Raw genomic sequence first — 22398 nt, 5'->3', positions numbered from 1 at the left:
TTCCTTTTACAAAATTCATTCCATTATACCATTTTTAAGACCATTTGACGACCCTAAAAAAATCTTGGGCTTATTTTAAACAAAAAAAGAGGTTTCCCCTCTTTTTATGATTTTTTGCAAAAGATTGCCTTGGTTCCATAGGCAACCAGAACAAGTTCAAGTGCTAGGACAACTTCAACCAAGACTGGACTTGTCAGCCATCCAACTTGGGCAAGAGATGGTGCCAGATCAAAAAAGGCATGTAGGCCATAGGCTGCTAGGAGATAAATCCATTTCTTCTGGCGAACAGCTTGGTAAACCCAAACAGTCAAAAGCAATTGGAATCCTAGAGCCAAAATCCGTTCAAAACCAAGCAAATAAATCTGCCAGACTGATAGCGACTGAATAGTTTTCAACATATTTTCAGACAGCAATTGCATAACCTGTGGATTTTGCGTTTGAACTGCTGAGAGAACGATGTAGAGATTGATCAAACTAGTAAGACCTAAGAAAATCAACTCCAAGCCACCATGCCCCAATCCATAAGCCAAGGCATCTGACTTTTCCAAACTTCTCTTTTTCTCCAACCATTTGAAGAAAATAAGACGAGCTGTTTCCTCAAAAAGAGCTGCCATGGCTAGTCCATAGATGATATAGACAAGCGGATGATCTTGCAAGAGGGCAATACTACCGTCTTTTTGAGGATGAAGAACTATGATATGAATCAATTTTTCTAGAATCTGTGAAGAGAGAAAGAAGGCAACAGCCCCCAAGCCCAAGACAGCTAGATTAATCTGGTATTTCTTTTTGGTATACCAAATACTCCCTAGCAAGAGAGCCAGCAACAGCACCATGGTAATGATAATATGAGTGGTCATTTTCGTCTCCTATTCTGCCTTTTCAATATCTTTTTTCATCTCGTCAACATTGAACTTAGCAAACAAGTATTGACGGTCTTGGACTGGGAAACGTTGGTCCAACTGGTCAACTGCTCCCACCTCGATAATGCCTTCCTTGATGACAAAGTCCATGACATGCCCACCGAAGGTCAGGTCATCTGAAATGAAGTGCAGATGGTAGCCTGCCACACTAACTCCATGGAAAATCTCTGGCGTCCAGAAACCAACGATGGTTCCCGCCACATTGTCACGACTATATTCCGGTTGATGGGTTGCAACCTCAGCAAACTTGGTATCTGGTGTTGACTTAGGAATCATACGCACATGCATATGCGAAAATTCCCCACGAATCTTAATAGAACGGAAAAGATTTTCTCCATCATAATAAGACTCAATCCGCTCTTCCAATTCCTTGTCTGTCATCTCAAAGCGCTGTCGGAAAATAACCTCTGCCTGATGCGGTACTACTGCTGCATAAGGAATAAGGGCATCTGGTGATACTTCCACAATTTCTGGCTGATCTCCTGATCCTTTGGCCTGATAAGCCTTGCCATCTAAGACAATCAATTCTCCATCAATAGAATCCAAGGTTCCCAAACCAAGGTCGCCATGCTCTAGTAATTCTCCTACCGTCATGGTACCACCATAAAGGCCGGCCATCAAGGCTCCAAGGGTATTGTATTGAAATAATTTCACTGGTTCCTGCACGTTCTTATCCATTCTCTTTCTTATCTGTTATTCTATAAATGTTACTCCTAAGTATACCACATTTGCCCCTAGATGTGAAAGAGAGAAACACCCTAGACATTGCCAAGAAGGAAAAAAAAGGGTACAATGTAACAAAATCAAGGGAGGTCTGGAATGAAGAAACAAAGCAAGTACCAAGAGGTCATAGCTTATCTGAAAAATAGTATCGAGTCTGGACGCTTTCCAACGGGAAGTCGCCTGCCTTCTATCCGTCAACTGAGCCTTGACTTTCACTGTAGCAAGGATACCATTCAACGAGCCCTACTGGAATTACGACACGAACAATACCTCTATGCCAAGCCCCAGAGTGGCTACTATGTCCTAGAACAAGGGCAACATCAAGATCTAGAAATCGAGGTTACGGACGAACATGCCAGCGCCTATGACGATTTCCGACTCTGTGTCAATGAAACCTTAATTGGCCGAGAAAACTACCTCTTCAACTACTATGACAACCAAGAAGGTTTAGAAGACTTAAGACAATCCATTCATAAACTGCTCTTTGACCAAGCCCTCTACTGCAAGGCTGATCAACTTGTACTGACTTCTGGAACCCAGCAAGCCTTGTTTATCCTTTCTCAAATATCCTTTCCTAGCCAAGCCAAGGCAATCTTGGTGGAACAGCCGACCTACCATCGGATGAATCGTCTCTTGATTGCTCAAGGTCTGGACTATCAAACGATTGAACGAGGCATTGATGGGATTGACTTGGAGGAACTGGAAGGCCACTTCAAAACAGGAAAAATTAAGTTTTTCTATACCATTCCTCGCTTCCACTATCCTCTGGGGCATTCCTATTCTGAGCAGGACAAACGAGCTATTCTTGACTTAGCTGCCAAGTATGGTGTCTATATCGTAGAGGACGACTATTTGGGGGATTTGGACTCCAAGAAGGGCCAGACCTTCCACTATCTAGATACAGAGGAGCGCGTCATTTATATCAAGTCCTTCTCAACCAGCCTCTTTCCAGCCCTGCGGATTACGGCACTCATTCTGCCAAATGCTATCAAAGAAGCCTTTGTGGCCTACAAAAATATCCTAGACTACGACAGCAACCTCATCATGCAAAAGGCCTTATCACTCTATATTGACAGTCAATTATTTGAGAAAAATCGTCTGGCTCGCTTGTCCAATCAGGAAACTTACCAAAAACAAATCGAGGAAATCTTAACTAAAACACCTTGTCCCCTTCCTCACTTTCCGCTTCATGATGGTTTATTGCTAGACCTCAGACAGTATCCTAAAATCGCCAGCCTAAAACACAGTCAGCTGAAATTGGACTTCTTTGAGGAGGCTTACTTGGATGCCTGCCCTTATCAATTTGCCAAGGTATCCTTAGAAAATCTGGAAAAGGTTTTAAACTATTTAAAAGCAGAATTGGATTGACTTCCAACTCTGCTTTTTTCTTATACTCTTCGAAAATCAAATTCAAACCACGTCAGCGTCGCCTTACCGTACTCAAGTACAGCCTGCGGCTAGCTTCCTAGTTTGCTCTTTGATTTTCATTGAGTATTATTCTTCAACTTCTGTTAAGGTTGCCGCCTTTTCAAGATATTTTTGGTAGGTACCGTCATCCTTGAGTTTTTGGATGACCTTGTCCACCACTTCTTTCAAATCAGCACTATTTTTTCTAAGGGCAACTGCATTAGCTTCGCCGTCCTTCATCTTCAAGCTGACAGTTGCGACAGCTAAGTCTGCATTTTTAGCAGCGTAGCTAAGGGCAACAGGCTCATCCATGTGAACAGCATCTACTTTTCCAGCCTGTAATTCATTAACAGCTTCACCCATATTAGCTAGGGAAGTCAATTGAGCTTTTGGCAATTGTTCCTTGACCATCGATTCTGGAACAGTCCCTTTTTGGGCTGCAATATTAGCACTTTCAAGGCTAGTTAAATCCTTGTATTTTTCTACATCAGACTTACGAACCAAGAAACTAATCTTGTTTTCATAGTAAGGAATTGAAAAATCAAAGACTTCTTTTCTCTCGTCAGTAGCGCTAATTCCCGCAACCGCTAGGTCAGCCTTACCTGTTTGAAGACTGGTCAAGACATTGTCAAAACTCATGCTTGAGATTTCCAACTTCACTCCAAGTTCATCAGCGATAGCTTGGGCCATATCAATATCCGCACCAACTACCTGATTTTTCCCGTCAACCAAGGATTGGAATTCAAAGGGTGCATAGTCAGGACTAGTCGCCACAACTAATTTCCCCTTTTGCTTAATGGCCTCAACAGCTGACTGAGAACCATTAGAACCCGACTGGCAAGCCACTAAGAAGAAACTTGCAAGAAAGCTACATAAAACAAATATCCATTTTTTTGATTTCATAAATAAACAACCTCTCTGTTAATTTTTGTATAATTATAACGCTATCCAAGTTGCTTGTCAAGTGTTTTTTGAATTTTTATCTTAAAAATATTTTTTTCATTCAATAAAAGGAGCTATCAATTGATTTAAAGCTCCTTTTTATACAGAATGAACCTATTTTATAGTTCGACAATCTTACCTGTTTCAAAGTAAACAACCCATTCACAGATATTTTTGGCATAGTCTCCAATGCGTTCCAAGAAGGCAATCACTTGGAAATAATCACGACCTGTAACGATGGCATCTGGATTTTTCTTGATTTCTTCTGTAGCCAAGTCACGAATGCTATCAAAGTAATGGTTGATTTTTTCGTCCATTGCTGCTACTTCATAGGCCTGATCTACTGAACCATTGAGATAGAGTTCAAGGGCTGCTTCAACGAAGTTCTTGACATCACGCCCCATTCTCTTAATTTCTTCTTCAACAGCTGGGATGCGTTGCTCCCCTTTCATACGAATGGCTGCTCTTGCAATGGAAACGGCATGGTCCCCCATACGTTCCAAGTCAGATACGGCTTTTAAGACTGTTAAAACGGTACGCAAGTCCTGAGAAACCGGTTGTTGGAGGGCAATCATTTCAAATGATTTCTTCTCCAATTTCACTTCGTATTCGTTTACTTCTGCATCATCTTCGATGACTTCTTTGGCCAAATCACGGTCATGCGTAACAAAGGCACGCACTGTACGATTGATTTGGGACAGCACTTCTTGTCCCATAGCATAGAACTGGTTGTGCAATTTCTCTAAATCTTCCTCAAATTGAGAACGTAACATCATTTATCTCCTTATCCAAATTTTCCTGAAATATAATCTTCTGTTTCCTTGTGTTGTGGGTTGAGGAACATCTTCTTGGTATCGTTAAACTCGATCAGATCTCCATCTAGGAAAAATCCTGTCTTGTCAGAAATACGAGAGGCTTGTTGCATGGAACGCGTAACCAAGAGCATGGTGTATTTATCTTTTAGACCATACAAGGTTTCCTCAATCTTACCAGCCGAGATAGGGTCCAAGGCTGAAGTCGGTTCATCCAAAAGAATGATTTTAGGACTGGTTGCCAAGACACGGGCAACACAGACACGTTGCTGTTGTCCACCTGAAAGCCCGATAGCTGAATCATGCAGGCGATCCTTGACCTCATCCCAGATGGAAGCTCGTTGCAAGGCTTTTTCCACTGCTTCATCCAGAACCTGCTTGTCCTTCACTCCATTGATACGAAGCCCGTAAACAACATTTTCGTAGATAGACATAGGGAAAGGGTTTGGTTGTTGGAAAACCATACCAATTTCCTTCCGCAATTCAACTGTATCTGTACGTGGGCTGTAAATGTTGTGGCCATTGTAAACCACCGAACCAGTTGTAGTTACCTCTGGATTGAGATCCCCCATGCGATTGATAGCCTTTAGGAGGGTTGATTTCCCTGATCCAGATGGACCGATCAAGGCTGTAATTTCCTTAGGTTGGAAAGATAGGGAAACACTATTCAAGGCCTTTTTTTGATTGTAGTAAACGGACAGGTCTGAAACCTGTAAAATCGCTTCTGTCATACTGTTTCCTTTCTATCCAAAGTGTCCTGTTACGTAGTCATTGGTCGACTGTAATTTGGCATTTTGGAAAATATTAGAGGTCTTATCGTACTCGATCAAGTCACCCAAGTAGAAAAATCCTGTGTAGTCACTAGCACGCGCAGCCTGCTGCATACTGTGGGTCACGATGATGATGGTAAAGTCCTTCTTCAATTCCAGCATGGTTTCTTCCAGCTGAGCTGTCGCAATCGGATCCAAAGCTGACGCTGGTTCATCCATCAAGAGGATATCTGGTTTAACAGAGATAGCACGAGCGATACAGAGGCGTTGCTGCTGACCACCTGATAGGGTCAAGGCTGACTTGTGCAAATCGTCTTTGACCTGATCCCAGAGGGCAGCCTGACGAAGAGAGGTTTCCACAATTTCATCCAAGACTTGCTTGTCCTTAACTCCTGCACGTTCATGGGCAAAAGTGATGTTACGGTAGATAGACTTGGCAAAGGGATTTGGTCGTTGGAAGACCATTCCAATGTGCTTACGCATCTCATAGACATTGATTTCTGGACGGTTGACATCAATCCCTTGATAGAGGATTTGACCTGTTACCTTGGCAATATCAATGGTATCATTCATCCGATTGAGACTGCGGAGGTAGGTTGATTTCCCTGAACCAGAAGGGCCAATTAAGGCAGTAATTTTATTTTTTTCAAATTGCATATCGATGCCCTTGATGGATTCTTTTTTACCGTAGTAAACATGTAAATCCTTAGTAGAGAGGGCCACTTTCTCTTCAGGAAAGGTGATGATATGCTTTTCATCCCAATTATATTTTGACATGGCTTCTCCTTTAGGCAGCGGTTAATTTCTTATGTAGGTAGCTTCCGAGTTTGCGAGCTCCAAAGTTAAAGATGAGGATAAAGATGAGGAGCACGGCCGCAGAACCTGCTGATACGATGGTTCCATCTGGAATAGTACCTTCACTATTGACTTTCCAGATGTGGACAGCCAAGGTTTCTGCTTGACGGAAGATAGAGATTGGGCTAGTCACACTGAGAATATTCCAGTTAGACCAGTCTAGGGCTGGAGCGGATTGTCCTGCTGTATAGATGAGAGCAGCCGCCTCACCAAAAATACGACCAGAAGCTAAGACAACCCCAGTCACAATACCTGGAAGGGCTTCTGGAATGACCACATGGACCACAGTCTCCCAACGAGAAATCCCAAGGGCCAGACCAGCCTCACGCTGCGTATGGTGAACGTGTTTCAAGCTGTCTTCAACATTACGAGTCATCTGAGGTAAGTTAAAGACTGTCAAGGCCAAAGCACCTGAAATGATTGAAAATCCATACTCAAACTGAACTACAAAGATCAAGTAACCAAAGAGACCCACAACCACTGATGGCAGTGAAGACAAGATTTCAATACAGGTTCTGACAAAGTTGGTCACAGGACCTTTTTTAGCATATTCAGCTAGGAAAATCCCAGCCCCCATAGACAAGGGAACAGAGATAATCAAGGTAATAACCAGAAGGAAGAAGGAATTATAGAGCTGAATTCCAATCCCTCCACCTGCTTGGTAAGAAGAGGATTTGCCAGTCAAGAAAGACCAAGAGATGTGGGGCAAACCACGAACCAAGATATAAAGAATCAAGGATGCCAAGATGGCAACGATAATTCCTGCAATCGAGTAGAGGACAGCTGTTGCAATTTTATCTAATTTCTTAGCGTGCATAGTTTTTCTTTCCTCTTTCTTTCGTAATCAATTTAATCACACTGTTGAAGGCCAAACTCATCAAGAGCAAGACTAAGGCCAGTGACCAGAGAACGTTATTGTCAACAGTTCCCATAACGGTATTTCCGATACCCATGGTCAAAACAGAGGTCAAGGTCGCAGCAGGTGTTGTCAATGAAGTTGGGACAACGGCTGAGTTTCCGACCACCATCTGAATGGCCAAGGCCTCACCAAAGGCACGCGCCATCCCAAAGACCACTGCTGTGAAAATCCCTGAACGCGCCGCTTTCAAGGTCACGCGCCAGATGGTTTGCCAACGAGTAGCTCCCATAGCCAAACTAGCTTCGCGGTAGTGACGAGGCACCGCACGCAAACTATCGGTTGTCATAAAGGTTACCGTCGGTAAAATCATGACAAAGAGAACGAAAATCCCTGACAAGATTCCAAAACCAGTTCCACCAAAAACACTGCGGACAAAGGGAACCACAACCTGCAAACCGATAAATCCATACACAACTGAAGGAATCCCGACCAGCAATTCAATAGCTGGTTGCAAGATTCTAGCACCTTTTGGTGAGACTTCGGTCATAAAGACTGCCGCACCAATGGCAAAAGGAGTTGCGATAAGGGCTGATAGGATTGTGACAATAAAGGAACCCAAAATCATAGGAAGGGCACCAAATTGTTTACCTGAAGGATTCCAAGTTTGTCCAAAGAGGAAATCAAAGATATTAACCCCATTGACAAAGAAGGTCGACAAACCTTTTTGGGCTACGAAAATCAAAATCATGGCCACGATAATGACAATCAAAGACAGACAGGCAAAGGTCAAGCCTTTTCCTAATTTCTCTAGACGAGAGTTCTTTGAGGGAGAAAGTAATTTTTTAGCTAATTCTTCTTGATTCATTAGTGACTCCCTTCTAGTGCTGTCACCATTCCTACAGCATCTTTTTCAACCTTCATTTCCTTAACAGAAATATAGCCCATTCCCTTAACGATTCCGCTTTGCGCTTCATCGGAGAGGACAAAGTTGAGAAACTCTGCCACCAATTCATTTGGTTGACCTAGGGTGTACATGTGTTCATAAGACCACAAAGGCCAGTTATTGCTTGTAACATTTTCTGCAATTGGCTCATAGCCATTCAACTTCATACGTTTAACTGAGTCATCCACATAGGCAAAGGCTAGGTAAGAAATGGCTCCTGGTGTCTGGGAAACAATGTTTTTGACCATCCCATTTGAATCTTGTTCTTGACTCTGCACGGCAGATTGACCATCCATGATAACACTATCAAAGGTTGCACGCGAACCAGAACTTGCCGCGCGGTTGATAATGGAAATGGCTAGGTCTTTCCCACCGACTTCTTTCCAGTTGGTCACTTGACCTGTGAAGATACTACGGAGTTCTTCAGTTGTCAGATTTTCAACGTCAACTTCCTTGTTTACAATCACCGCCAAGCCCGCTACGGCTACCTTATGGTCCACTAGAGCGGAGGCGTTGATACCGTCTTTTTCCTCGGCAAATACGTCTGAATTTCCTACATCAACGGCTCCAGACTGAACCTGAGACAGACCTGTACCAGATCCTCCACCTTGGACGTTGACTGTTTTTCCAACGTGCATAGAGCCAAATTCATCTGCTGCTGCTTCGACCAAGGGCTGAAGAGCCGTTGAGCCAACAGCTGTCATGGATTCTCCACGATCAATCCAGCTAGCACATCCCGCCAAAGAACCTGCCAGCAAAAGAGCTGCAAGGGATAGAGCGAGTTTTTTCCTTTTTTTCACTGTTTTTCTCCTTGAAAATAATGGTGAATGCTGTGAATTTTTTCAACTATTTATTTATGTTTTTCTTTTGAAAATTAGGAGCCAACTGAAGTTGCTAGCTTGGTTTTACTAGAAATTTGCTCAGTTATCTTGCCCACCAATTTTGACTTAAAATGAAAGACAATTTGAAAAAAATCCATACTTCCACTATAACATAGACAAGCTACTTTGACTAGCATTTTCACTTGAATCTAAGGCCTTTTGGAAAATAATTTTTCAAAACATTTCCAGTCACCTTAGCAAAGCCCAAACCATTTCCTTGAACCAAAACTTGGTACCAACCATTTGGCAGACTTTCCGCCAGCTGAACGGTTTCTCCAGCGGCATACTTTACAAACTCTTCTTGGTCAATTTCAACCGACTGCTTGACCTGACTCGGTTTCAAGGCTAGACCAAGAGCAAAACTAGGCTCAAAGCGTTTCTTCTTAAAGGTCCCTAGATGCAGGCCATTCCGAGCAATCTTGAGTTTCCCTAAATCTGGCAAAAGTTCTGGCAGGAGATAGAGTTGGTCACCAAAAGTCTGCAAGATTCCCCTTAGATTGACCTTCAAATGTTTTTGGGCAAATTCCTGCCACAAGATAACTTGTTCTCGACTGAGATTGCTCTTACTTGCTTTAAATTTTGGTGCTATAGTTTCACCTTTAAATTGCAAATGGGCTACAAATTGCCCCTCTCCCTTAAAATGATGAGGGTACATCCGAGCCGTTTCTGGCAGGTCAATACCAGCTACCATTCCATTGATATGCTCTACTGGCAACAAATCAAAATCATACTCCTCCAGTAACCAATTGACAATCTCTTCGTTTTCCTCAGGTGCCCAGGTACAGGTCGAATAAACCAAGCGACCACCTTCTGCTAGCATGGTCACTGCATCCTCCAGAATTTCTCTTTGCAAGCTAGCACATTGACTCGGATAATCTAAGCTCCAATAGTCCATAGCATCTGGTTGCTTACGAAACATCCCTTCACCAGAGCAGGGGGCATCAAGAACGATTAAGTCAAAGTAACCTTTAAAAACCTTGGCCAAGCGGTCAGCAGATTCATTGGTCACCACGACATTTGTCGCACCAAAACGCTCCATATTTTCTACTAAAATCTTAGCTCGTTTGCTTGAAATTTCATTGGAAACAAGTAGCCCCTCCCCTGCTAGATAGGCTGCTAGTTGAGTGGATTTTCCACCCGGTGCAGCTGCCAAATCCAAAACCTTCATACCAGGACTAGGCTTGGCTACCTGAGCCACCATTTGAGCAGCGGGTTCTTGCGAATAGACCAAACCTGTAGCATGTTCAGGTGATTTCCCTGAAACCTTACCATAGTGACCCCAAGGGGTTTGAGGAATAGGATCAGAAAAGGAAACTGGCGCTTCTTTTAAAGGATTGACCCGAAAGGCCGAAACCGCTTCCTCCTCAAAAGAGGCAAGAAAATCTCTTGCCTCATCTCCTAGTATCTCTTCATATTTTTCAACAAATCCTTCTGGAAATTGCATTTAAGTTCTTTTCCTTTCGTAAATATAGGACTGAATTTCCTCCTGCATCTCAAGAGGTAGCATCATGACCGGTTGTCTGGTTTGAAAATCAAGCGGTTGACCAGATAGAGTCACAACCCGATAGCCCAGACTTTCCCCTAAAATACTAGCCGCAGCATAATCCCATGGTTGCAGATAAGTGACATAGGTCAACAAATGCCCTGACAAAATCTTGGCAAAACTAATAGCCGCACTCCCATAGACACGTACACCTAGTACGGCTCGACTCAAATCAGCCAGTCCCCATTCATTGGTTTCCAGCATACCACTATTACCTGCAATGAGAAAATCTCCAAGTGGTTTTGGTTTAAAGGGAGCTAGTGGCTGATCATTTCGGCAAACTGGAAAGGCTCCGCCACCGTTGTAACAATCCCCTTTGACCACATCATAAATGAGACCAAACTGGCCTTGACCATTTTCAAAATAGGCCATCATAACAGCAAAATCTTCCTGCTGGGCTACAAAGTTATTGGTACCATCAATGGGATCAATGACCCAAACCTTGCCATCTTGAACCGAGGCTCGCAGACAACCTTCTTCAGCACAAATCTTATCCTCAGGATAACGGGACAAAATCTCACCAACCAATAACTCCTGAACTTCCTTGTCCAGTCTGGTCACCAAGTCTGTTGGAGAGGACTTGGTCTCAACTTGCAAATCTTCCTGCATATGGTCAAGGATGTACTGGCCCGCCTTCTTGACGAGCTCTTTGGCAAATTCAAATTTACTTTCCAAGAGAAATCTTTCCTTCCCCTTTTTCCTTGGCAGCCTGAACTGCTCGGTAAAGCGAATAGCCACTCACCGTTTCAAATTCTCGTCCCAAACGTTTTTCTTCACTCTTGCTTGGCACGACAGACTTGAAACCCTTATAGGAATCCAGCAGCTTTTTAGCCTCTACCTTGCCTTCATATGCAGCTTCAACATCATTAAAAAAAGAAAGCACTGAAGCAAGTTCTTCAGTGCTCCACGACAAATCTAGTGGGTAACTATACTGTTTGTTCATTAACTAATACCAGCTCTCATTCTTGCTTCTTTTAGTTCTTGCTTACGGTAACTACGAGGGAGAAAAGCACGAATCTCATCTTCATTAAAACCGATTTGCATACGTTTGGCATCGATAATAATTGGACGACGCAAAAGACTAGGGTACTGCTCAATCAAATGAAGCAATTCCGATACCGAAATACTTTCTACATCAATATCTAATTTTTGAAAAATTTTTGAACGAGTTGAAATGATGTCATCAGTACCATTTTCGGTCAAGGAAAGGATGTGTTGCAATTCTTTTCTTGTTAAAGGACTGGTCATAATATTGTGTTCCTCAAAGGGAACCTTATGTTTTTCTAACCAGGCCTTTGCCTTACGACATGAAGTACAGCTCGGTGATAGGAATAGTGTAATCATGCTTTTCTCTTTTTATCTATACTTTGCTACTTCTATTATACAAAAAAATAAAGCGCTTGACTAGAGATTTTTAGAAAAAAAGCCTATTTTTTCAAGAAAAATAGACTGTTTGCGAACGATTAACTCTTTTTGGATTTGATTAATTCATTCTTGACAATAGTTTCGAATCACATACCTAATTGATTTATGCAAAATAAGAATATCTTTAGTATTATTTCCTACGACTTTTCAGGTATAGAAAACCAAAGAAGCTCTCATAGAGGGCAAAAAAGAGGATGAAGGCATGAAGGAAAAAGGTCTCTGGCAAAATCATAATAACAGGATCCTTGGCTGGATCAAAAAGCCAGGTATCATCTCCCACAAAGAGAATTTGATGGAAAAGGGTAAAGAATTGGTCAAAACCAATCAAAACTCCCCCAAGACCAATCAGCAAAGGCAAGACTACTAGAGCTAGGAGACTTTTATAAAAGAGAGACAAAAAGCCCTTTTTCACAATCCCTTTGACAAAGAAATAGAAACTTGGCAGTGTCACTAGAGCTACTATCTGAACCAAGTGGAAGAGATTCTTAACCACCGCAAAGTGGTGCAGACCAGCTGCTGACGAACGAAAATCAGGCATCTGCAAGTCCTGACTAACAGGATTGGTCAGGTAATCCATCAAGATATGAAAGTTGTATTGAATAGTTTCTGGTTTTAGATAAACTCGATCCGTCAAGTTCAGCCACTCAATCTCCAAAGGATAGAAAATCCAAGCCAGATAGATGGTCAGAAGGATTGAGAGGGAGAGGAGAAAGAGCATCGAGCTCCAAAAGGTCAGTTTAGTTTTCATCAAAATCCCACTCCGCAAGGCTAGAAACCACATGTGTCGGTGCGATTGGCAGGTCTGCTACTTCTTCTGCCTTGGTAAAACCTGTTGTCACCAAAAGCGTTGGAATGCCATTGTCAATCCCTGCTCGAATATCCGTTAAATAGTTATCTCCAACCATAATCAACTCTTCACATTCCAAACCTAAGTGCTCAACCGCCTTTTCCATAATGATGGCATTTGGTTTCCCAATATAAACAGGCTTCACTCGTGTTGCCACTTCAAGAAGGGTAATCAGTGAACCAGCACCAGGCAAAAGACCACGTTCTGTCGGGATGTTGAGGTCAGGATTGGTTCCGATAAAATGAGCTCCCTTTTGGATAGCTAGAGTTGCTGTCGCAAATTTTTCATAGTCGACCTGCCAGTCCAGCCCTACTACCACATAGGCAGGATTATCCTTGTCTTCGACATATCCAGCCGCCTTAATGGCTTCCTTGAGCCCTACTTCTCCGATGACATAGACGGTCTTTTCAAGACCCAAGTCATTCATATAGTCGATTGTTGCCAAAGTCGCTGTGTAGACAGTCGATAGGGGCGTATCAATATTAAAATTCTGAGCCAGCATCTCCTGAACACTCTCTGGAGTGCGGGTTGTATTGTTGGTCACAAAGAGATAGGGGATATCCCGCTTTTGCAATTCATGGACAAAAGCTTCTCCTGTTGGAATTCGATCTTTCCCCTTATAAATGGTTCCGTCTAAATCAATTAAATAGCCTTTATATTTCATCTATTTCTCCCTAATCCTTCTTCATTTCTTGCCAAGTGATGATAGCTTGGGCATTGGTAGCACCGTCGCTTGTAATCTCATGTTTGCTTTCCAGTCCAGTCCGTTCAACAGCCGATGTAATCACCCCACCTGGTCGAACTTCCTTGACATACTTGAGATTGATTTTCTTGGGAATATTTTGGGTCAAAAAATCTGCTCCCATTACCTCAAAAATCCAGTCCAGATATTTACTGTTATTAACATGACCATTCATATCCAAGTCGTAAAAACGAACATGGTAATCCTTGCTGATTGGCGCTTCTAGATTTGCATACTTTGGTCCACGAATAAGCTTTTTATCAAACTCAGACTGGTAAGGAGCCACAATCTCGGATTCGACAGCTTGGACTTTTCGACTATCTCGATCCATGAGAACAAAGGTCGCCATCATGTGGATAAGGTCCTGTCCCGCTTCATCATAAATGGTAAAGCGACGATAGCAAAAGAGTCGATTGTAGCTCAGGGCTTCCGTTTCGATAGTGATTTCTTCCGCAAAACGAGGCAAACGAACCACCTCAATATCGTATTCTGTGATAATCCAGACCAGATTATAGTCTTCCAAAATAGTCTTATCACTAACTCCCAACTCAATCGACTGCATCCCTGAAACTTGCAGAGACAGCAAAATCACATCTGGAAGTTTGATATGACCGTTCATATCAGCCATATCAAAAGGAATTTTCATTTTCATTTGATAAGTTAAGCCCATCATCCTACTCCAAAATAAATCGTTCTGCTACGGTGTCTCCCAAAAAGAGACCTCTTTTTGTCATGCGCACGCGATCACCGTCTATTTGCATGAGACCTTGTTGAACCAAGTCCTTGACAATTTCTCCATAAAGTCCATCAAAAGACCGTCCAAATTTTTCCTCAAATCGCGCCATGGAGACTCCTGATTTCTTGCGGAGGCCCAAGAACATTTCCTCTTCCATTTGTTCCTTTTGACTCAGGTGTTCTTCTGTGATCCGAGCATTGCCTTCCTCAACTGCACTGAGATAATGACGAATCGGACCATGATTTTTATAGCGCACTCCATTGATATACCCAGATGCCCCAGCACCGATACCATAGTATTCAGCATTGTCCCAGTACATGAGATTGTGGCGACTTTCAAAACTGGGTTTGGAAAAATTGGAAATCTCATAATGCTCAAAACCAGCTCGCTCCAGCTCTGCAATGATGTACTCAAACATCTCAGCTTCCACTTCCTCCTTAGGCAGAGGCAATTTCCCTCGTCGCATGCGGTTCATAAAGACCGTATGGTTTTCTAAAATCAAGCTATACAAACTCATATGGGGAATATCCAGTCCAATGGCCTTAGCCACATTTTCCTTGACCTGCTCCATGGTCTGACCAGGCAGTGCATAAATCAAATCTATAGAGATATTGTCAAAACCAGCCAGTTTCAGACGGTCGATATTTTCATAAATATCCTTCTCCAAATGACTGCGCCCAATCTTTTTCAGCATCTTGTCATCAAAGGTCTGCACACCTAGCGAAACACGGTTGACAGCCGAGTTTTTCAAAACAGCAATCTTATCCGCATCCAAGTCGCCTGGATTAGCCTCAATAGTCAACTCTTCTAAGACAGACAAGTCCAATTTTTTAGTCAAGCCATCCAGTAATACCTCCAGTTGCGGAGCTGACAAAGCTGTCGGTGTCCCACCACCAATGTAAAGGGTTCGTAACTTTTGAATGTCATAAGAACGAAACTCTTCCAGCAGATGCTCCAAATAGCTATCTACCGGCTGATTCTTGATAAAAACTTTTGAAAAGTCACAATAATAACAAATCTGGGTACAAAATGGGATGTGCACATAGGCTGACGTTGGTTTTTTCTGCATAGTAATTATTATACCACAAAGACACGCTACGAGAAAAAAATCACCATCCCCAGACACATAGTCCGTCCAGAGATGGTGATGGTTTATTCTTCTGTTATGTCAATAACAATCTCTTCTGATTCATCAAGAGTTTCGGCCTTTTCTTGCCATTGCTCCTTGAGATTATTGAATCGATCTTTTGATGCTTCTGTCGCTTGGCGAGCACATGATTTGGCTTGAGCAAGTACACTGTCCACAGTGATTTCACCTGACTCAACCTGTTCTTTGGTTTTAAGAACAAAATCTGTAGCCTGCTCCTTAACTTCTGTCAGTTTTTCACAGACCTGCTCCTTGGCATACTCAGGATCTTCTCTCAAATCATCTAGAAAATCTTGAGCCTGACTGCAAACTTGTTTGCCCTTGTCGCTTGTTAAAAACAAGGCAAGAGCTGCACCTGAAACGGTTCCTAAAAGGATTGAGGATAGTTTACCCATAAGGATTCTCCTTTTTTATTTTTTGAAAAATTTACTTGCTACACGAAGAGCTGACAGACTTGCACCAGTCTTGAGTGTTTTTGAACCAGCTGATGAAGCTTTCTTACTCAATACACGCGCATGGTCATTGAGGTCGGAAACAGATAGAGATAAATCTGCAACAGCACTAAAGAGTGGATCAATCGTTGCCACCTTGACATTAATATCATCTGCCAAGACATTGACCTTAGACAGCAATTCATTGGTATGATGCAAGGTCACATCCACATCTGAAGTTAAGGTTTTAATCGTCTTCTCTGTTTCATCGATAACACGTCCAAGCTTTTGTACAGTAATAATTAGATACACTAAAAATACAATCAAAGCAAGGGCTACAAGAATATATGCAACTTCTAACATTTAATTTTCCTCCTCTGTAACATAGTAAGGGGCCTTCTTACGATTTTGATAAAGAATGATAAAAATACCCAATCCGATAAGAACAACTGAAAGCCATTGAGATACTCGAAGTCCAAAGAACATGAGGCTATCTGTCCGCATACCTTCGATGACCATGCGACCGAAACCATACCAAATCAAGTAGAAAGCAGTAATATGACCTCGTCTGAGGCTCTTCCATTTTCGTCTAAAAATCAGAATCAAGGCAAAGCCAAGTAGATTCCATAGAGATTCATAAAGGAAGGTCGGTTGACGGTAGCTCCCCTCAATATACATCTGGTCACGAATAAAGCCAGGTAGATAATCCAGATTATCCACTGCTGCACCATAAGCTTCTTGGTTAAAGAAATTACCCCAGCGGCCTAGACTTTGGGCAATCATGACGCTAGGTGCCGCAATATCTAGAAAATCCCAAGTATTGATGAGTTTACGATCAGCAAAGATATAGAGGACAAGAGCCCCAGTTATCAAACCACCGTAAATGGCCAAACCACCATTCCAAATGGCAAAAATCTCTCCTAAATTCTGACTATAGTAATCAAAACGGAAAATAACATAGTAGAGACGAGCTCCTAAAATAGCCAAGGGAAAGGCTATCAAGATGAAATCTAAAATATCGTCTGGTATGATCTTCTTTCTAGGCGCTTCTTTCATGGTCAAATAAACCGCAAGAATCAAGCCTGTCACAATACACAAGGCATACCAACGAATGGCTATAGGGCCTAGATGAATAGCAATTGGATCAAGCATTAGGCACCTCGTTCTGAGCAATGAGATTTGTCAAACGTTCTTCGAATAAACGCGTCGCATCAAAGCCCATTTCCTTGGCACGATAATTCATGGCAGCTGCCTCAATCACGACAGAGATATTACGACCAGTTTTAACTGGAATGCGGATACGAGGAATGCCTACGCCAGAAATTTCTATTTCCTCGGCATTGTTTCCAAGACGATCAAAAGTCTTATGCGTATCGTAATTTTCCAGGTAAACGGCTAGCTGGACTTGTGAAGAATCCTTGACCGCACTCGCACCATAGAGACTCATAACATCGATAATCCCAACACCACGAATTTCAATCAAATGTTTCAAGATTTCAGCTGGTTCACCCCAAAGAGTAATCTCATCCTTGGCAAAGATATCGACACGGTCATCAGCTACCAAGCGGTGACCACGTTTGACAAGCTCTAAACCTGTCTCACTCTTACCGATACCACTATCTCCCTGAATCAAGACACCCATTCCATAGATATCCATCAAGACACCATGCACACTGGTCCGTTCTGCCAAACGAGAATCCAGATAACTAGATAACTCTCCAGACAAACGACTAGTAGCTGTACGACTGGTTAAAATGGCAATCTTACATTCTCTGGCTGCCTTTAACATTTCCTCTGGAACTACCAAACCACGAGCAACAATGACCGCAGGTGTCTCAGGTAGAAACATTTTTTTCAAGACTTGGTAACGATTGTGAGAGGACATCGAAACAAGATAGGACCACTCCTTCATTCCCAAAAGTTGGATTCGCTCAGGCGTATAATAGTCAAAATAGCCCGTCATTTCAAGACCAGGTCGCGTAATGTCCGCAGTATTAATTTCCTTTTCAAGTAATTCTGGTTCGCCATAGACAATGTCTAGTCTAAGCTTTTCAATCACTTCTTTTACTAAAACCGACATCATTTCCTCCTTCAAATGAGTTCTTCTCTCTATTATATCAAATTGTAGGAGGATATTTGAGATTTTTGCAGGCTTTGTAGTATTTATTTAAAAGAAAAAGACTAGATTTCTCTAGCCTTTCATTTCTAATTAGAATTTTTTACGTTTACGAGCTGCTTCTGATTTACGTTTACGTTTTACAGAAGGTTTTTCATAGAATTCACGTTTGCGTGTTTCTTGAAGAGTACCAGCTTTAGTAACCGCACGTTTGAAACGACGAAGTGCGTCGTCAAGAGATTCATTCTTACGTACTACTGTTTTAGACATTTTTTTCACTCCCTTCAAGTTCAAGATCTATTCTATTTTACACGTAAAAGGAATAATTGTCAAGAAAAAATGCAAGTAAATTTTGATTATCTTCAATTTTAATCTTATTGTTAATCTTGTTAAAATTGATTAACATTTATAGATGAAAATGATATAATAGTGACACATATTGATTAGCAAAAATTAGTATTATTTAGAAGTGAATCTATAACATGAAAAGAATCATAAAAATTTGCCCTGTGGTCAGTATTTTAGTTGTAATTTGTTTATTGCTAGGAATTCTTACTACCTTTTTGGGAAGTGTAATGTATGACTTATTTGCATTTCATTCAAAGCCAATTTATTGTTGGCAATACTTTAGTGGTACATTTATGCATGGAAGTAAAGAAGCACCAGTATGGTTTATATGGTTTCATCTAGTTTTAAATACTTTAATGTTACTTCCTTTTGGTGGGCTATTGGAGTATAAAAGGGGATCAAAATATGTATTTTTAGTTTTTATTACTTCTATGGTAATATCTTCAATTGCATTCCATATATTAATACAGAATCAAGAAATTCAGGCATCGGGTATCTCTGCGATTGGCTATGCTTTTGTAACGGGCGGGATGATGAGTATGTTTAGTATATGGAAAAATTTCAATTTAGGATTAAAACTATTTTATATCCTTTTAATCGTTCTATCTCTAACCATGCTTCTACCAAATATAACAGGCTGGATTTCAACCTTTCTTCACATGTCAGGAATTGCCAGTTATATCATGATTTCCAGCATCAACAACTCTTGCGTTTGTGGTGAATAACAAGTATAACACAGAGGTGTTTTCTTATGCCTATAACTAGATTTCATTTGACAACAGTTTCCCTTGAAGATGTTCGGTCAGCTAAACCAAGCCTAGACTTAGCCTTGGCTAGCGAGCCTAATATCTTCAAGCCTATTATCAAATGAAATCAAGAGCTAACTATAAACTAGTTAAACCATTATATTTTTAGGAAGACTGGATGGCTAACTTCATTATAGAACTTTCATTTTTATATGAAATATCGACAACTGTTACGGTGATTTACAGAAAAATTTCTTTTAGCAGAATAGTGAACATTTGAAGTAAAAAGCCACTCACTCCAAAGAGCAAGTGGTTCTTATACTTTTTATTTTTCTAACAAACTGAGCGCTTCAGCATCTGCAATAATCGTCACATCAGGGTGATTTTGGAGGCTACTTGCTGGTAAGTTCTCAGTCACTGGGCCAGACACGGTTCCAGCAATAGCTTCTGCTTTTGATGCACCGTAAGCAAAAAGAAGGATTGACTTGGCATCCAAGATATTTTTAATCCCCATTGAAATGGCTTGAGTTGGAACATCTTCAATCTTGTCAAAGAAACGTGCGTTTGCTTCAATAGTAGACTGGTCAAGTTCGACTAGGTGTGTTTGACTGTCAAACGGGGTACCAGGTTCATTAAATCCGATATGTCCATTGCGACCGATTCCCAAGATTTGGAGGTCAACTGGATGGTCAGCCAAAATTTGGTTGTAGCGTTCAACTTCAGCTTCAGCATTGTCCTTAACCCCACGAGGCAAGAAACTTTCTTTAAATGGTTTTTGGTTGAACAAGTTTTCTTGCATGAAATAACGGTAAGACTGTGGATTGTCTCCATCAAGTCCTACATACTCATCAAGGTTGACACTGGTTAGATTTGAAAAATCAAGGTCACTCTCAACGATTTCCTTGTAAAATTCAAGTGGGCTACTTCCTGTCGCAAGTCCTAGGGTTTGAGCGCCGTTGGCCAATTTTTCCTTCAAAATCTCAAAAGCAACTTTTCCACCTTCGATTTGGTTTTCAACTTTAATAACTTTCATCTTTTTATCCTCCGTTTCAATCTATATTTATTATATGGTATAGACCAATTTTTGTCAAGTGAAAACGATTTAATTTTCAAAAAAAGAGCGTCCAAACTTGAAACATGTTATAATGGATAAGATTAGAACTTAGAAAGAATGAACAGATATATGAATACAGCTGATTTTGATTTCCACTTACCCGAGGAATTGATTGCCCAAACGCCTCTTGAAAAACGGGATGCCTCTAAACTCCTTATCGTCAACCGTGAGACAGGAGAAATGCAGGATAAACACTTCCACTCTATTATTGATATGCTGGAACCTGGTGATGCCCTTGTCATGAACGACACCCGCGTTCTCCCTGCCCGCCTCTATGGTCAAAAGGAAGAAACTGGAGGTCATGTGGAACTTCTCCTGCTTAAAAATACTAGTGGAGATGAGTGGGAAGTTCTGGCTAAACCCGCCAAACGCCTCAAGGTCGGCACTCGCGTTTGCTTTGGTGACGGCCGTCTCAGCGCTGTCGTTACGGAAGAATTGACTCACGGGGGCCGCATTGTCCGCTTTGAATACCAAGGAATTTTCCTAGAAGTTTTAGAAAGTCTGGGTGAAATGCCTCTACCGCCTTATATCCATGAAAAACTGGATGACCGTGAACGCTATCAAACGGTCTACGCTAAAGAAAGTGGCTCTGCTGCAGCACCGACTGCTGGTCTTCACTTCACCAAAGAACTGCTAGCAGAAATCCAAGCTAAGGGTGTTCATCTAGTCTATCTGACTCTTCATGTCGGACTCGGAACCTTTAGACCCGTTTCAGTTGACAATCTGGACGAACACGAAATGCACTCAGAATTCTACCAACTTTCTGAGGAAGCTGCTGCCACCCTTCGCTCTGTTAAAGAAAATGGTGGTCGTGTCATCGCTGTCGGAACCACTTCTATCCGCACCTTGGAAACTATTGGTTCCAAGTTTGATGGACAAATCCAAGCAGATTCTGGCTGGACCAATATCTTTATCAAACCTGGCTACGAATGGCAGGTTGTAGATGCCTTCTCAACCAACTTCCACCTTCCAAAATCAACTCTGGTCATGTTGGTTTCTGCTTTTGCAGGCCATGAATTAGTCTTAGACGCTTATCACCATGCCATTCAAGAACACTACCGCTTCTTCAGTTTTGGCGATGCCATGTTTATCTACTAATTTTCACAATCAAAAAACGCATATTATCAAGGTTTTATAATGCTTGATAGTATGCGTTTTGTTATGGATAAAAATTGAGTTAATTTTTTCTCAAGCTCGGATCTTTCAAACTCTGGACACTGGCATTGATAACCGCACCGACAATTAAAATCTTAGCGATAAGAATAAACCAGAACATCATGACCACCACGACGACGGAACTGAAAAAACGGACGTCCACTAGGTGATTAACATAGTTGTTGACATAGACTGAAAAGATATTGAGCAGTAAGGCCAGAGTCAACAAGACAAAGGCACTACCTGGTAATACAGAGCGAATCCGTCGGACCTTAACATTAGGCAGGAAATAATAAAGCATGACCAAGATTGCAAAAATCAAGGCATAGACCAAGGGGCCTGTCAGGTCTTGCAGATAAGCAAAAATAGGACTATCCGATTTCCAGTAACTTTTGATAAGGTTGAGAAGCATGCGACCAAAGACACTCAAAAACAGAGCTAAGGCAAAGAGAATCTGCAAGCCAAAACTGACTAGTAAACTCATCAATTGCTGATAAATTAAACCTCTACTCTTAGCTACTCCGTAAGCTTTATTAAAGGCTTTCTGTAGGAAATTCATGGATTTTGAAAAGGTCCAGAGGGCTGACAAAACCGCAAAACTCAATAAGCCTGTTGACGGTTGGGTCAGTACTTCTGTAATAATTTTTGCGACCACATCATACATGGTATCGGGCAAGAATTCATTGACAACCTTTAAAAAATTTGAAACTGGAATCTGAAAATAAGGGAGGATATTAACCACCACCAAAAGCAGGGGAAAAATCGAAATCAACCAATAGTAGGCTACTGCGACACTGGTCAACTCACTATCTGATGCTTGATAATAATGCAAAAAAGCTTTTACTAAAGGCTTGTCTATCAGCTCTTTCCAGCACTTTTTCATGTCACACTCCTTCACTTATAATCTTATACTCAATGAAAATCAAAGAGCAAACT

27 protein-coding genes are annotated in these 22398 nt (G+C 41.6%); 3 read left to right on the top strand and 24 right to left on the bottom strand.

Annotated features, from left to right (window positions below):
• Nucleotides 1-104 precede the first annotated feature (104 nt).
• Both HMPREF2628_RS05295 and budA read right to left on the bottom strand, forming a co-directional pair.
• Complete coding sequence (locus HMPREF2628_RS05295) at nt 105-857, bottom strand: YhfC family intramembrane metalloprotease (RefSeq protein ID WP_070842540.1); 753 nt, start codon at nt 855-857, stop codon at nt 105-107.
• A gap of 9 nt (nt 858-866) precedes the next feature.
• Nucleotides 867-1598, bottom strand: a complete 732-nt coding sequence (gene budA, locus HMPREF2628_RS05290) for an acetolactate decarboxylase (protein WP_000360298.1) — start codon at nt 1596-1598, stop codon at nt 867-869.
• A 141-nt stretch (nt 1599-1739) separates the two neighbouring features.
• Here budA and HMPREF2628_RS05285 point away from each other — a divergent pair, with 141 nt between their 5' ends.
• Nucleotides 1740-3011, top strand: a complete 1272-nt coding sequence (locus HMPREF2628_RS05285) for an aminotransferase-like domain-containing protein (protein ID WP_070842539.1) — start codon at nt 1740-1742, stop codon at nt 3009-3011.
• A gap of 126 nt (nt 3012-3137) precedes the next feature.
• Here HMPREF2628_RS05285 and HMPREF2628_RS05280 read toward each other — a convergent pair whose 3' ends face one another.
• The 20 genes from HMPREF2628_RS05280 to rpsU form a co-directional block, all read right to left on the bottom strand.
• On the bottom strand, nt 3138-3953 hold the full coding sequence (locus HMPREF2628_RS05280; protein WP_049552696.1) for an ABC transporter substrate-binding protein: 816 nt from the start codon (nt 3951-3953) through the stop codon (nt 3138-3140).
• Nucleotides 3954-4111: 158 nt separating this feature from the next.
• On the bottom strand, nt 4112-4765 hold the full coding sequence (gene phoU, locus HMPREF2628_RS05275) for a phosphate signaling complex protein PhoU (RefSeq protein ID WP_000946460.1): 654 nt from the start codon (nt 4763-4765) through the stop codon (nt 4112-4114).
• An 11-nt stretch (nt 4766-4776) separates the two neighbouring features.
• Nucleotides 4777-5535 (bottom strand): phosphate ABC transporter ATP-binding protein PstB, encoded by a 759-nt coding sequence (gene pstB, locus HMPREF2628_RS05270; protein WP_000133484.1) that lies wholly within the window; start codon nt 5533-5535, stop codon nt 4777-4779.
• A gap of 12 nt (nt 5536-5547) precedes the next feature.
• Nucleotides 5548-6351 (bottom strand): phosphate ABC transporter ATP-binding protein PstB, encoded by an 804-nt coding sequence (pstB, locus tag HMPREF2628_RS05265; RefSeq protein WP_020900241.1) that lies wholly within the window; start codon nt 6349-6351, stop codon nt 5548-5550.
• Nucleotides 6352-6361: 10 nt separating this feature from the next.
• Nucleotides 6362-7246 (bottom strand): phosphate ABC transporter permease PstA, encoded by an 885-nt coding sequence (gene pstA / locus HMPREF2628_RS05260; protein WP_000543046.1) that lies wholly within the window; start codon nt 7244-7246, stop codon nt 6362-6364.
• Complete coding sequence (gene pstC, locus HMPREF2628_RS05255; RefSeq protein WP_001070903.1) at nt 7236-8153, bottom strand: phosphate ABC transporter permease subunit PstC; 918 nt, start codon at nt 8151-8153, stop codon at nt 7236-7238. The genes pstA and pstC overlap by 11 nt, the downstream gene beginning before the upstream one ends.
• Entirely contained in the window at nt 8153-9031 is an 879-nt protein-coding gene (locus tag HMPREF2628_RS05250; protein ID WP_070842538.1) for a phosphate ABC transporter substrate-binding protein PstS family protein, read from the bottom strand. The genes pstC and HMPREF2628_RS05250 overlap by 1 nt, the downstream gene beginning before the upstream one ends.
• Nucleotides 9032-9251: 220 nt before the next feature.
• Nucleotides 9252-10556 carry an RsmF rRNA methyltransferase first C-terminal domain-containing protein gene (locus HMPREF2628_RS05245; RefSeq protein WP_070842537.1) on the bottom strand — a complete coding sequence of 435 codons (1305 nt, stop codon included), beginning with the start codon at nt 10554-10556 and terminating at the stop codon, nt 9252-9254.
• Nucleotides 10557-11330, bottom strand: a complete 774-nt coding sequence (locus HMPREF2628_RS05240) for an inositol monophosphatase family protein (protein ID WP_070842536.1) — start codon at nt 11328-11330, stop codon at nt 10557-10559.
• Nucleotides 11320-11598: a UPF0223 family protein gene (locus HMPREF2628_RS05235; protein WP_001041979.1), complete on the bottom strand. Its 279-nt coding sequence runs from the start codon at nt 11596-11598 to the stop codon at nt 11320-11322. Before HMPREF2628_RS05235 ends, HMPREF2628_RS05240 begins: the two co-directional genes overlap by 11 nt.
• Entirely contained in the window at nt 11598-11999 is a 402-nt protein-coding gene (locus HMPREF2628_RS05230) for a Spx/MgsR family RNA polymerase-binding regulatory protein (RefSeq protein ID WP_000631254.1), read from the bottom strand. The genes HMPREF2628_RS05235 and HMPREF2628_RS05230 overlap by 1 nt, the downstream gene beginning before the upstream one ends.
• A 211-nt stretch (nt 12000-12210) precedes the next feature.
• Nucleotides 12211-12828 (bottom strand): TIGR01906 family membrane protein, encoded by a 618-nt coding sequence (locus HMPREF2628_RS05225; RefSeq protein ID WP_070842535.1) that lies wholly within the window; start codon nt 12826-12828, stop codon nt 12211-12213.
• A complete protein-coding gene (locus HMPREF2628_RS05220) occupies nt 12818-13591 on the bottom strand; it encodes a TIGR01457 family HAD-type hydrolase (protein ID WP_070842534.1) in 774 nt (257 codons plus the stop codon). The genes HMPREF2628_RS05225 and HMPREF2628_RS05220 overlap by 11 nt, the downstream gene beginning before the upstream one ends.
• Nucleotides 13592-13601: 10 nt before the next feature.
• The gene (locus HMPREF2628_RS05215; protein WP_070842624.1) at nt 13602-14339 is read right to left on the bottom strand and encodes an acyl-[acyl-carrier-protein] thioesterase; all 738 of its coding nucleotides are present in this window, start codon (nt 14337-14339) and stop codon (nt 13602-13604) included.
• A 4-nt stretch (nt 14340-14343) separates the two neighbouring features.
• Nucleotides 14344-15474, bottom strand: coding sequence for a radical SAM family heme chaperone HemW (gene hemW, locus HMPREF2628_RS05210; RefSeq protein ID WP_070842533.1), 1131 nt, complete (start codon nt 15472-15474; stop codon nt 14344-14346).
• An 83-nt stretch (nt 15475-15557) separates the two neighbouring features.
• A complete protein-coding gene (locus HMPREF2628_RS05205) occupies nt 15558-15947 on the bottom strand; it encodes a YtxH domain-containing protein (protein WP_000517381.1) in 390 nt (129 codons plus the stop codon).
• A 15-nt stretch (nt 15948-15962) separates the two neighbouring features.
• Nucleotides 15963-16346, bottom strand: a complete 384-nt coding sequence (locus HMPREF2628_RS05200) for a DUF948 domain-containing protein (RefSeq protein ID WP_000895046.1) — start codon at nt 16344-16346, stop codon at nt 15963-15965.
• The gene (gene lgt / locus HMPREF2628_RS05195; protein ID WP_004262504.1) at nt 16347-17135 is read right to left on the bottom strand and encodes a prolipoprotein diacylglyceryl transferase; all 789 of its coding nucleotides are present in this window, start codon (nt 17133-17135) and stop codon (nt 16347-16349) included. It lies immediately after the preceding gene.
• A complete protein-coding gene (gene hprK / locus HMPREF2628_RS05190) occupies nt 17128-18063 on the bottom strand; it encodes an HPr(Ser) kinase/phosphatase (protein ID WP_000115152.1) in 936 nt (311 codons plus the stop codon). Before hprK ends, lgt begins: the two co-directional genes overlap by 8 nt.
• 129 nt (nt 18064-18192) lie before the next feature.
• Entirely contained in the window at nt 18193-18369 is a 177-nt protein-coding gene (gene rpsU / locus HMPREF2628_RS05185; RefSeq protein ID WP_000048054.1) for a 30S ribosomal protein S21, read from the bottom strand.
• A 212-nt stretch (nt 18370-18581) separates the two neighbouring features.
• Between rpsU and HMPREF2628_RS05180 the strand changes: the two genes are divergently transcribed.
• The gene (locus HMPREF2628_RS05180) at nt 18582-19172 is read left to right on the top strand and encodes a rhomboid family intramembrane serine protease (RefSeq protein ID WP_070842532.1); all 591 of its coding nucleotides are present in this window, start codon (nt 18582-18584) and stop codon (nt 19170-19172) included.
• 346 nt (nt 19173-19518) lie between these two features.
• Here HMPREF2628_RS05180 and HMPREF2628_RS05175 read toward each other — a convergent pair whose 3' ends face one another.
• Nucleotides 19519-20226, bottom strand: coding sequence for a glucosamine-6-phosphate deaminase (locus tag HMPREF2628_RS05175; protein ID WP_033688401.1), 708 nt, complete (start codon nt 20224-20226; stop codon nt 19519-19521).
• 150 nt (nt 20227-20376) lie between these two features.
• On the opposite strand from HMPREF2628_RS05175, the gene queA reads away from it, so the two are divergent.
• Nucleotides 20377-21405: a tRNA preQ1(34) S-adenosylmethionine ribosyltransferase-isomerase QueA gene (gene queA, locus HMPREF2628_RS05170; RefSeq protein WP_070842531.1), complete on the top strand. Its 1029-nt coding sequence runs from the start codon at nt 20377-20379 to the stop codon at nt 21403-21405.
• A gap of 79 nt (nt 21406-21484) precedes the next feature.
• Here the strand turns inward: queA and HMPREF2628_RS05165 are convergent, their stop codons facing one another.
• Nucleotides 21485-22345 (bottom strand): YihY/virulence factor BrkB family protein, encoded by an 861-nt coding sequence (locus tag HMPREF2628_RS05165; RefSeq protein ID WP_070842530.1) that lies wholly within the window; start codon nt 22343-22345, stop codon nt 21485-21487.
• Nucleotides 22346-22398 lie beyond the last annotated feature (53 nt).

The organism is Streptococcus sp. HMSC063B03 (assembly GCF_001836965.1).
Lineage (GTDB): Bacteria > Bacillota > Bacilli > Lactobacillales > Streptococcaceae > Streptococcus > Streptococcus pneumoniae_F.
This window is presented reverse-complemented; position numbering and strand designations above follow the sequence as displayed.

Bases quoted from the DNA above. Each gene is read 5' to 3' on its own strand.
- HMPREF2628_RS05295 (WP_070842540.1), bottom strand. From the start codon at position 857: ATGACCACTCATATTATCATTACCATGGTGCTGTTGCTGGCTCTCTTG.
- budA (WP_000360298.1), bottom strand. From the start codon at position 1,598: ATGGATAAGAACGTGCAGGAACCAGTGAAATTATTTCAATACAATACC.
- HMPREF2628_RS05285 (WP_070842539.1), top strand. From the start codon at position 1,740: ATGAAGAAACAAAGCAAGTACCAAGAGGTCATAGCTTATCTGAAAAAT.
- HMPREF2628_RS05280 (WP_049552696.1), bottom strand. From the start codon at position 3,953: ATGAAATCAAAAAAATGGATATTTGTTTTATGTAGCTTTCTTGCAAGT.
- phoU (WP_000946460.1), bottom strand. From the start codon at position 4,765: ATGTTACGTTCTCAATTTGAGGAAGATTTAGAGAAATTGCACAACCAG.
- pstB (WP_000133484.1), bottom strand. From the start codon at position 5,535: ATGACAGAAGCGATTTTACAGGTTTCAGACCTGTCCGTTTACTACAAT.
- pstB (WP_020900241.1), bottom strand. From the start codon at position 6,351: ATGTCAAAATATAATTGGGATGAAAAGCATATCATCACCTTTCCTGAA.
- pstA (WP_000543046.1), bottom strand. From the start codon at position 7,246: ATGCACGCTAAGAAATTAGATAAAATTGCAACAGCTGTCCTCTACTCG.
- pstC (WP_001070903.1), bottom strand. From the start codon at position 8,153: ATGAATCAAGAAGAATTAGCTAAAAAATTACTTTCTCCCTCAAAGAAC.
- HMPREF2628_RS05245 (WP_070842537.1), bottom strand. From the start codon at position 10,556: ATGCAATTTCCAGAAGGATTTGTTGAAAAATATGAAGAGATACTAGGA.
- HMPREF2628_RS05235 (WP_001041979.1), bottom strand. From the start codon at position 11,598: ATGAACAAACAGTATAGTTACCCACTAGATTTGTCGTGGAGCACTGAA.
- HMPREF2628_RS05230 (WP_000631254.1), bottom strand. From the start codon at position 11,999: ATGATTACACTATTCCTATCACCGAGCTGTACTTCATGTCGTAAGGCA.
- HMPREF2628_RS05225 (WP_070842535.1), bottom strand. From the start codon at position 12,828: ATGAAAACTAAACTGACCTTTTGGAGCTCGATGCTCTTTCTCCTCTCC.
- HMPREF2628_RS05220 (WP_070842534.1), bottom strand. From the start codon at position 13,591: ATGAAATATAAAGGCTATTTAATTGATTTAGACGGAACCATTTATAAG.
- HMPREF2628_RS05215 (WP_070842624.1), bottom strand. From the start codon at position 14,339: ATGGGCTTAACTTATCAAATGAAAATGAAAATTCCTTTTGATATGGCT.
- hemW (WP_070842533.1), bottom strand. From the start codon at position 15,474: ATGCAGAAAAAACCAACGTCAGCCTATGTGCACATCCCATTTTGTACC.
- HMPREF2628_RS05205 (WP_000517381.1), bottom strand. From the start codon at position 15,947: ATGGGTAAACTATCCTCAATCCTTTTAGGAACCGTTTCAGGTGCAGCT.
- HMPREF2628_RS05200 (WP_000895046.1), bottom strand. From the start codon at position 16,346: ATGTTAGAAGTTGCATATATTCTTGTAGCCCTTGCTTTGATTGTATTT.
- lgt (WP_004262504.1), bottom strand. From the start codon at position 17,135: ATGCTTGATCCAATTGCTATTCATCTAGGCCCTATAGCCATTCGTTGG.
- hprK (WP_000115152.1), bottom strand. From the start codon at position 18,063: ATGTCGGTTTTAGTAAAAGAAGTGATTGAAAAGCTTAGACTAGACATT.
- rpsU (WP_000048054.1), bottom strand. From the start codon at position 18,369: ATGTCTAAAACAGTAGTACGTAAGAATGAATCTCTTGACGACGCACTT.
- HMPREF2628_RS05180 (WP_070842532.1), top strand. From the start codon at position 18,582: ATGAAAAGAATCATAAAAATTTGCCCTGTGGTCAGTATTTTAGTTGTA.
- HMPREF2628_RS05175 (WP_033688401.1), bottom strand. From the start codon at position 20,226: ATGAAAGTTATTAAAGTTGAAAACCAAATCGAAGGTGGAAAAGTTGCT.
- queA (WP_070842531.1), top strand. From the start codon at position 20,377: ATGAATACAGCTGATTTTGATTTCCACTTACCCGAGGAATTGATTGCC.
- HMPREF2628_RS05165 (WP_070842530.1), bottom strand. From the start codon at position 22,345: ATGAAAAAGTGCTGGAAAGAGCTGATAGACAAGCCTTTAGTAAAAGCT.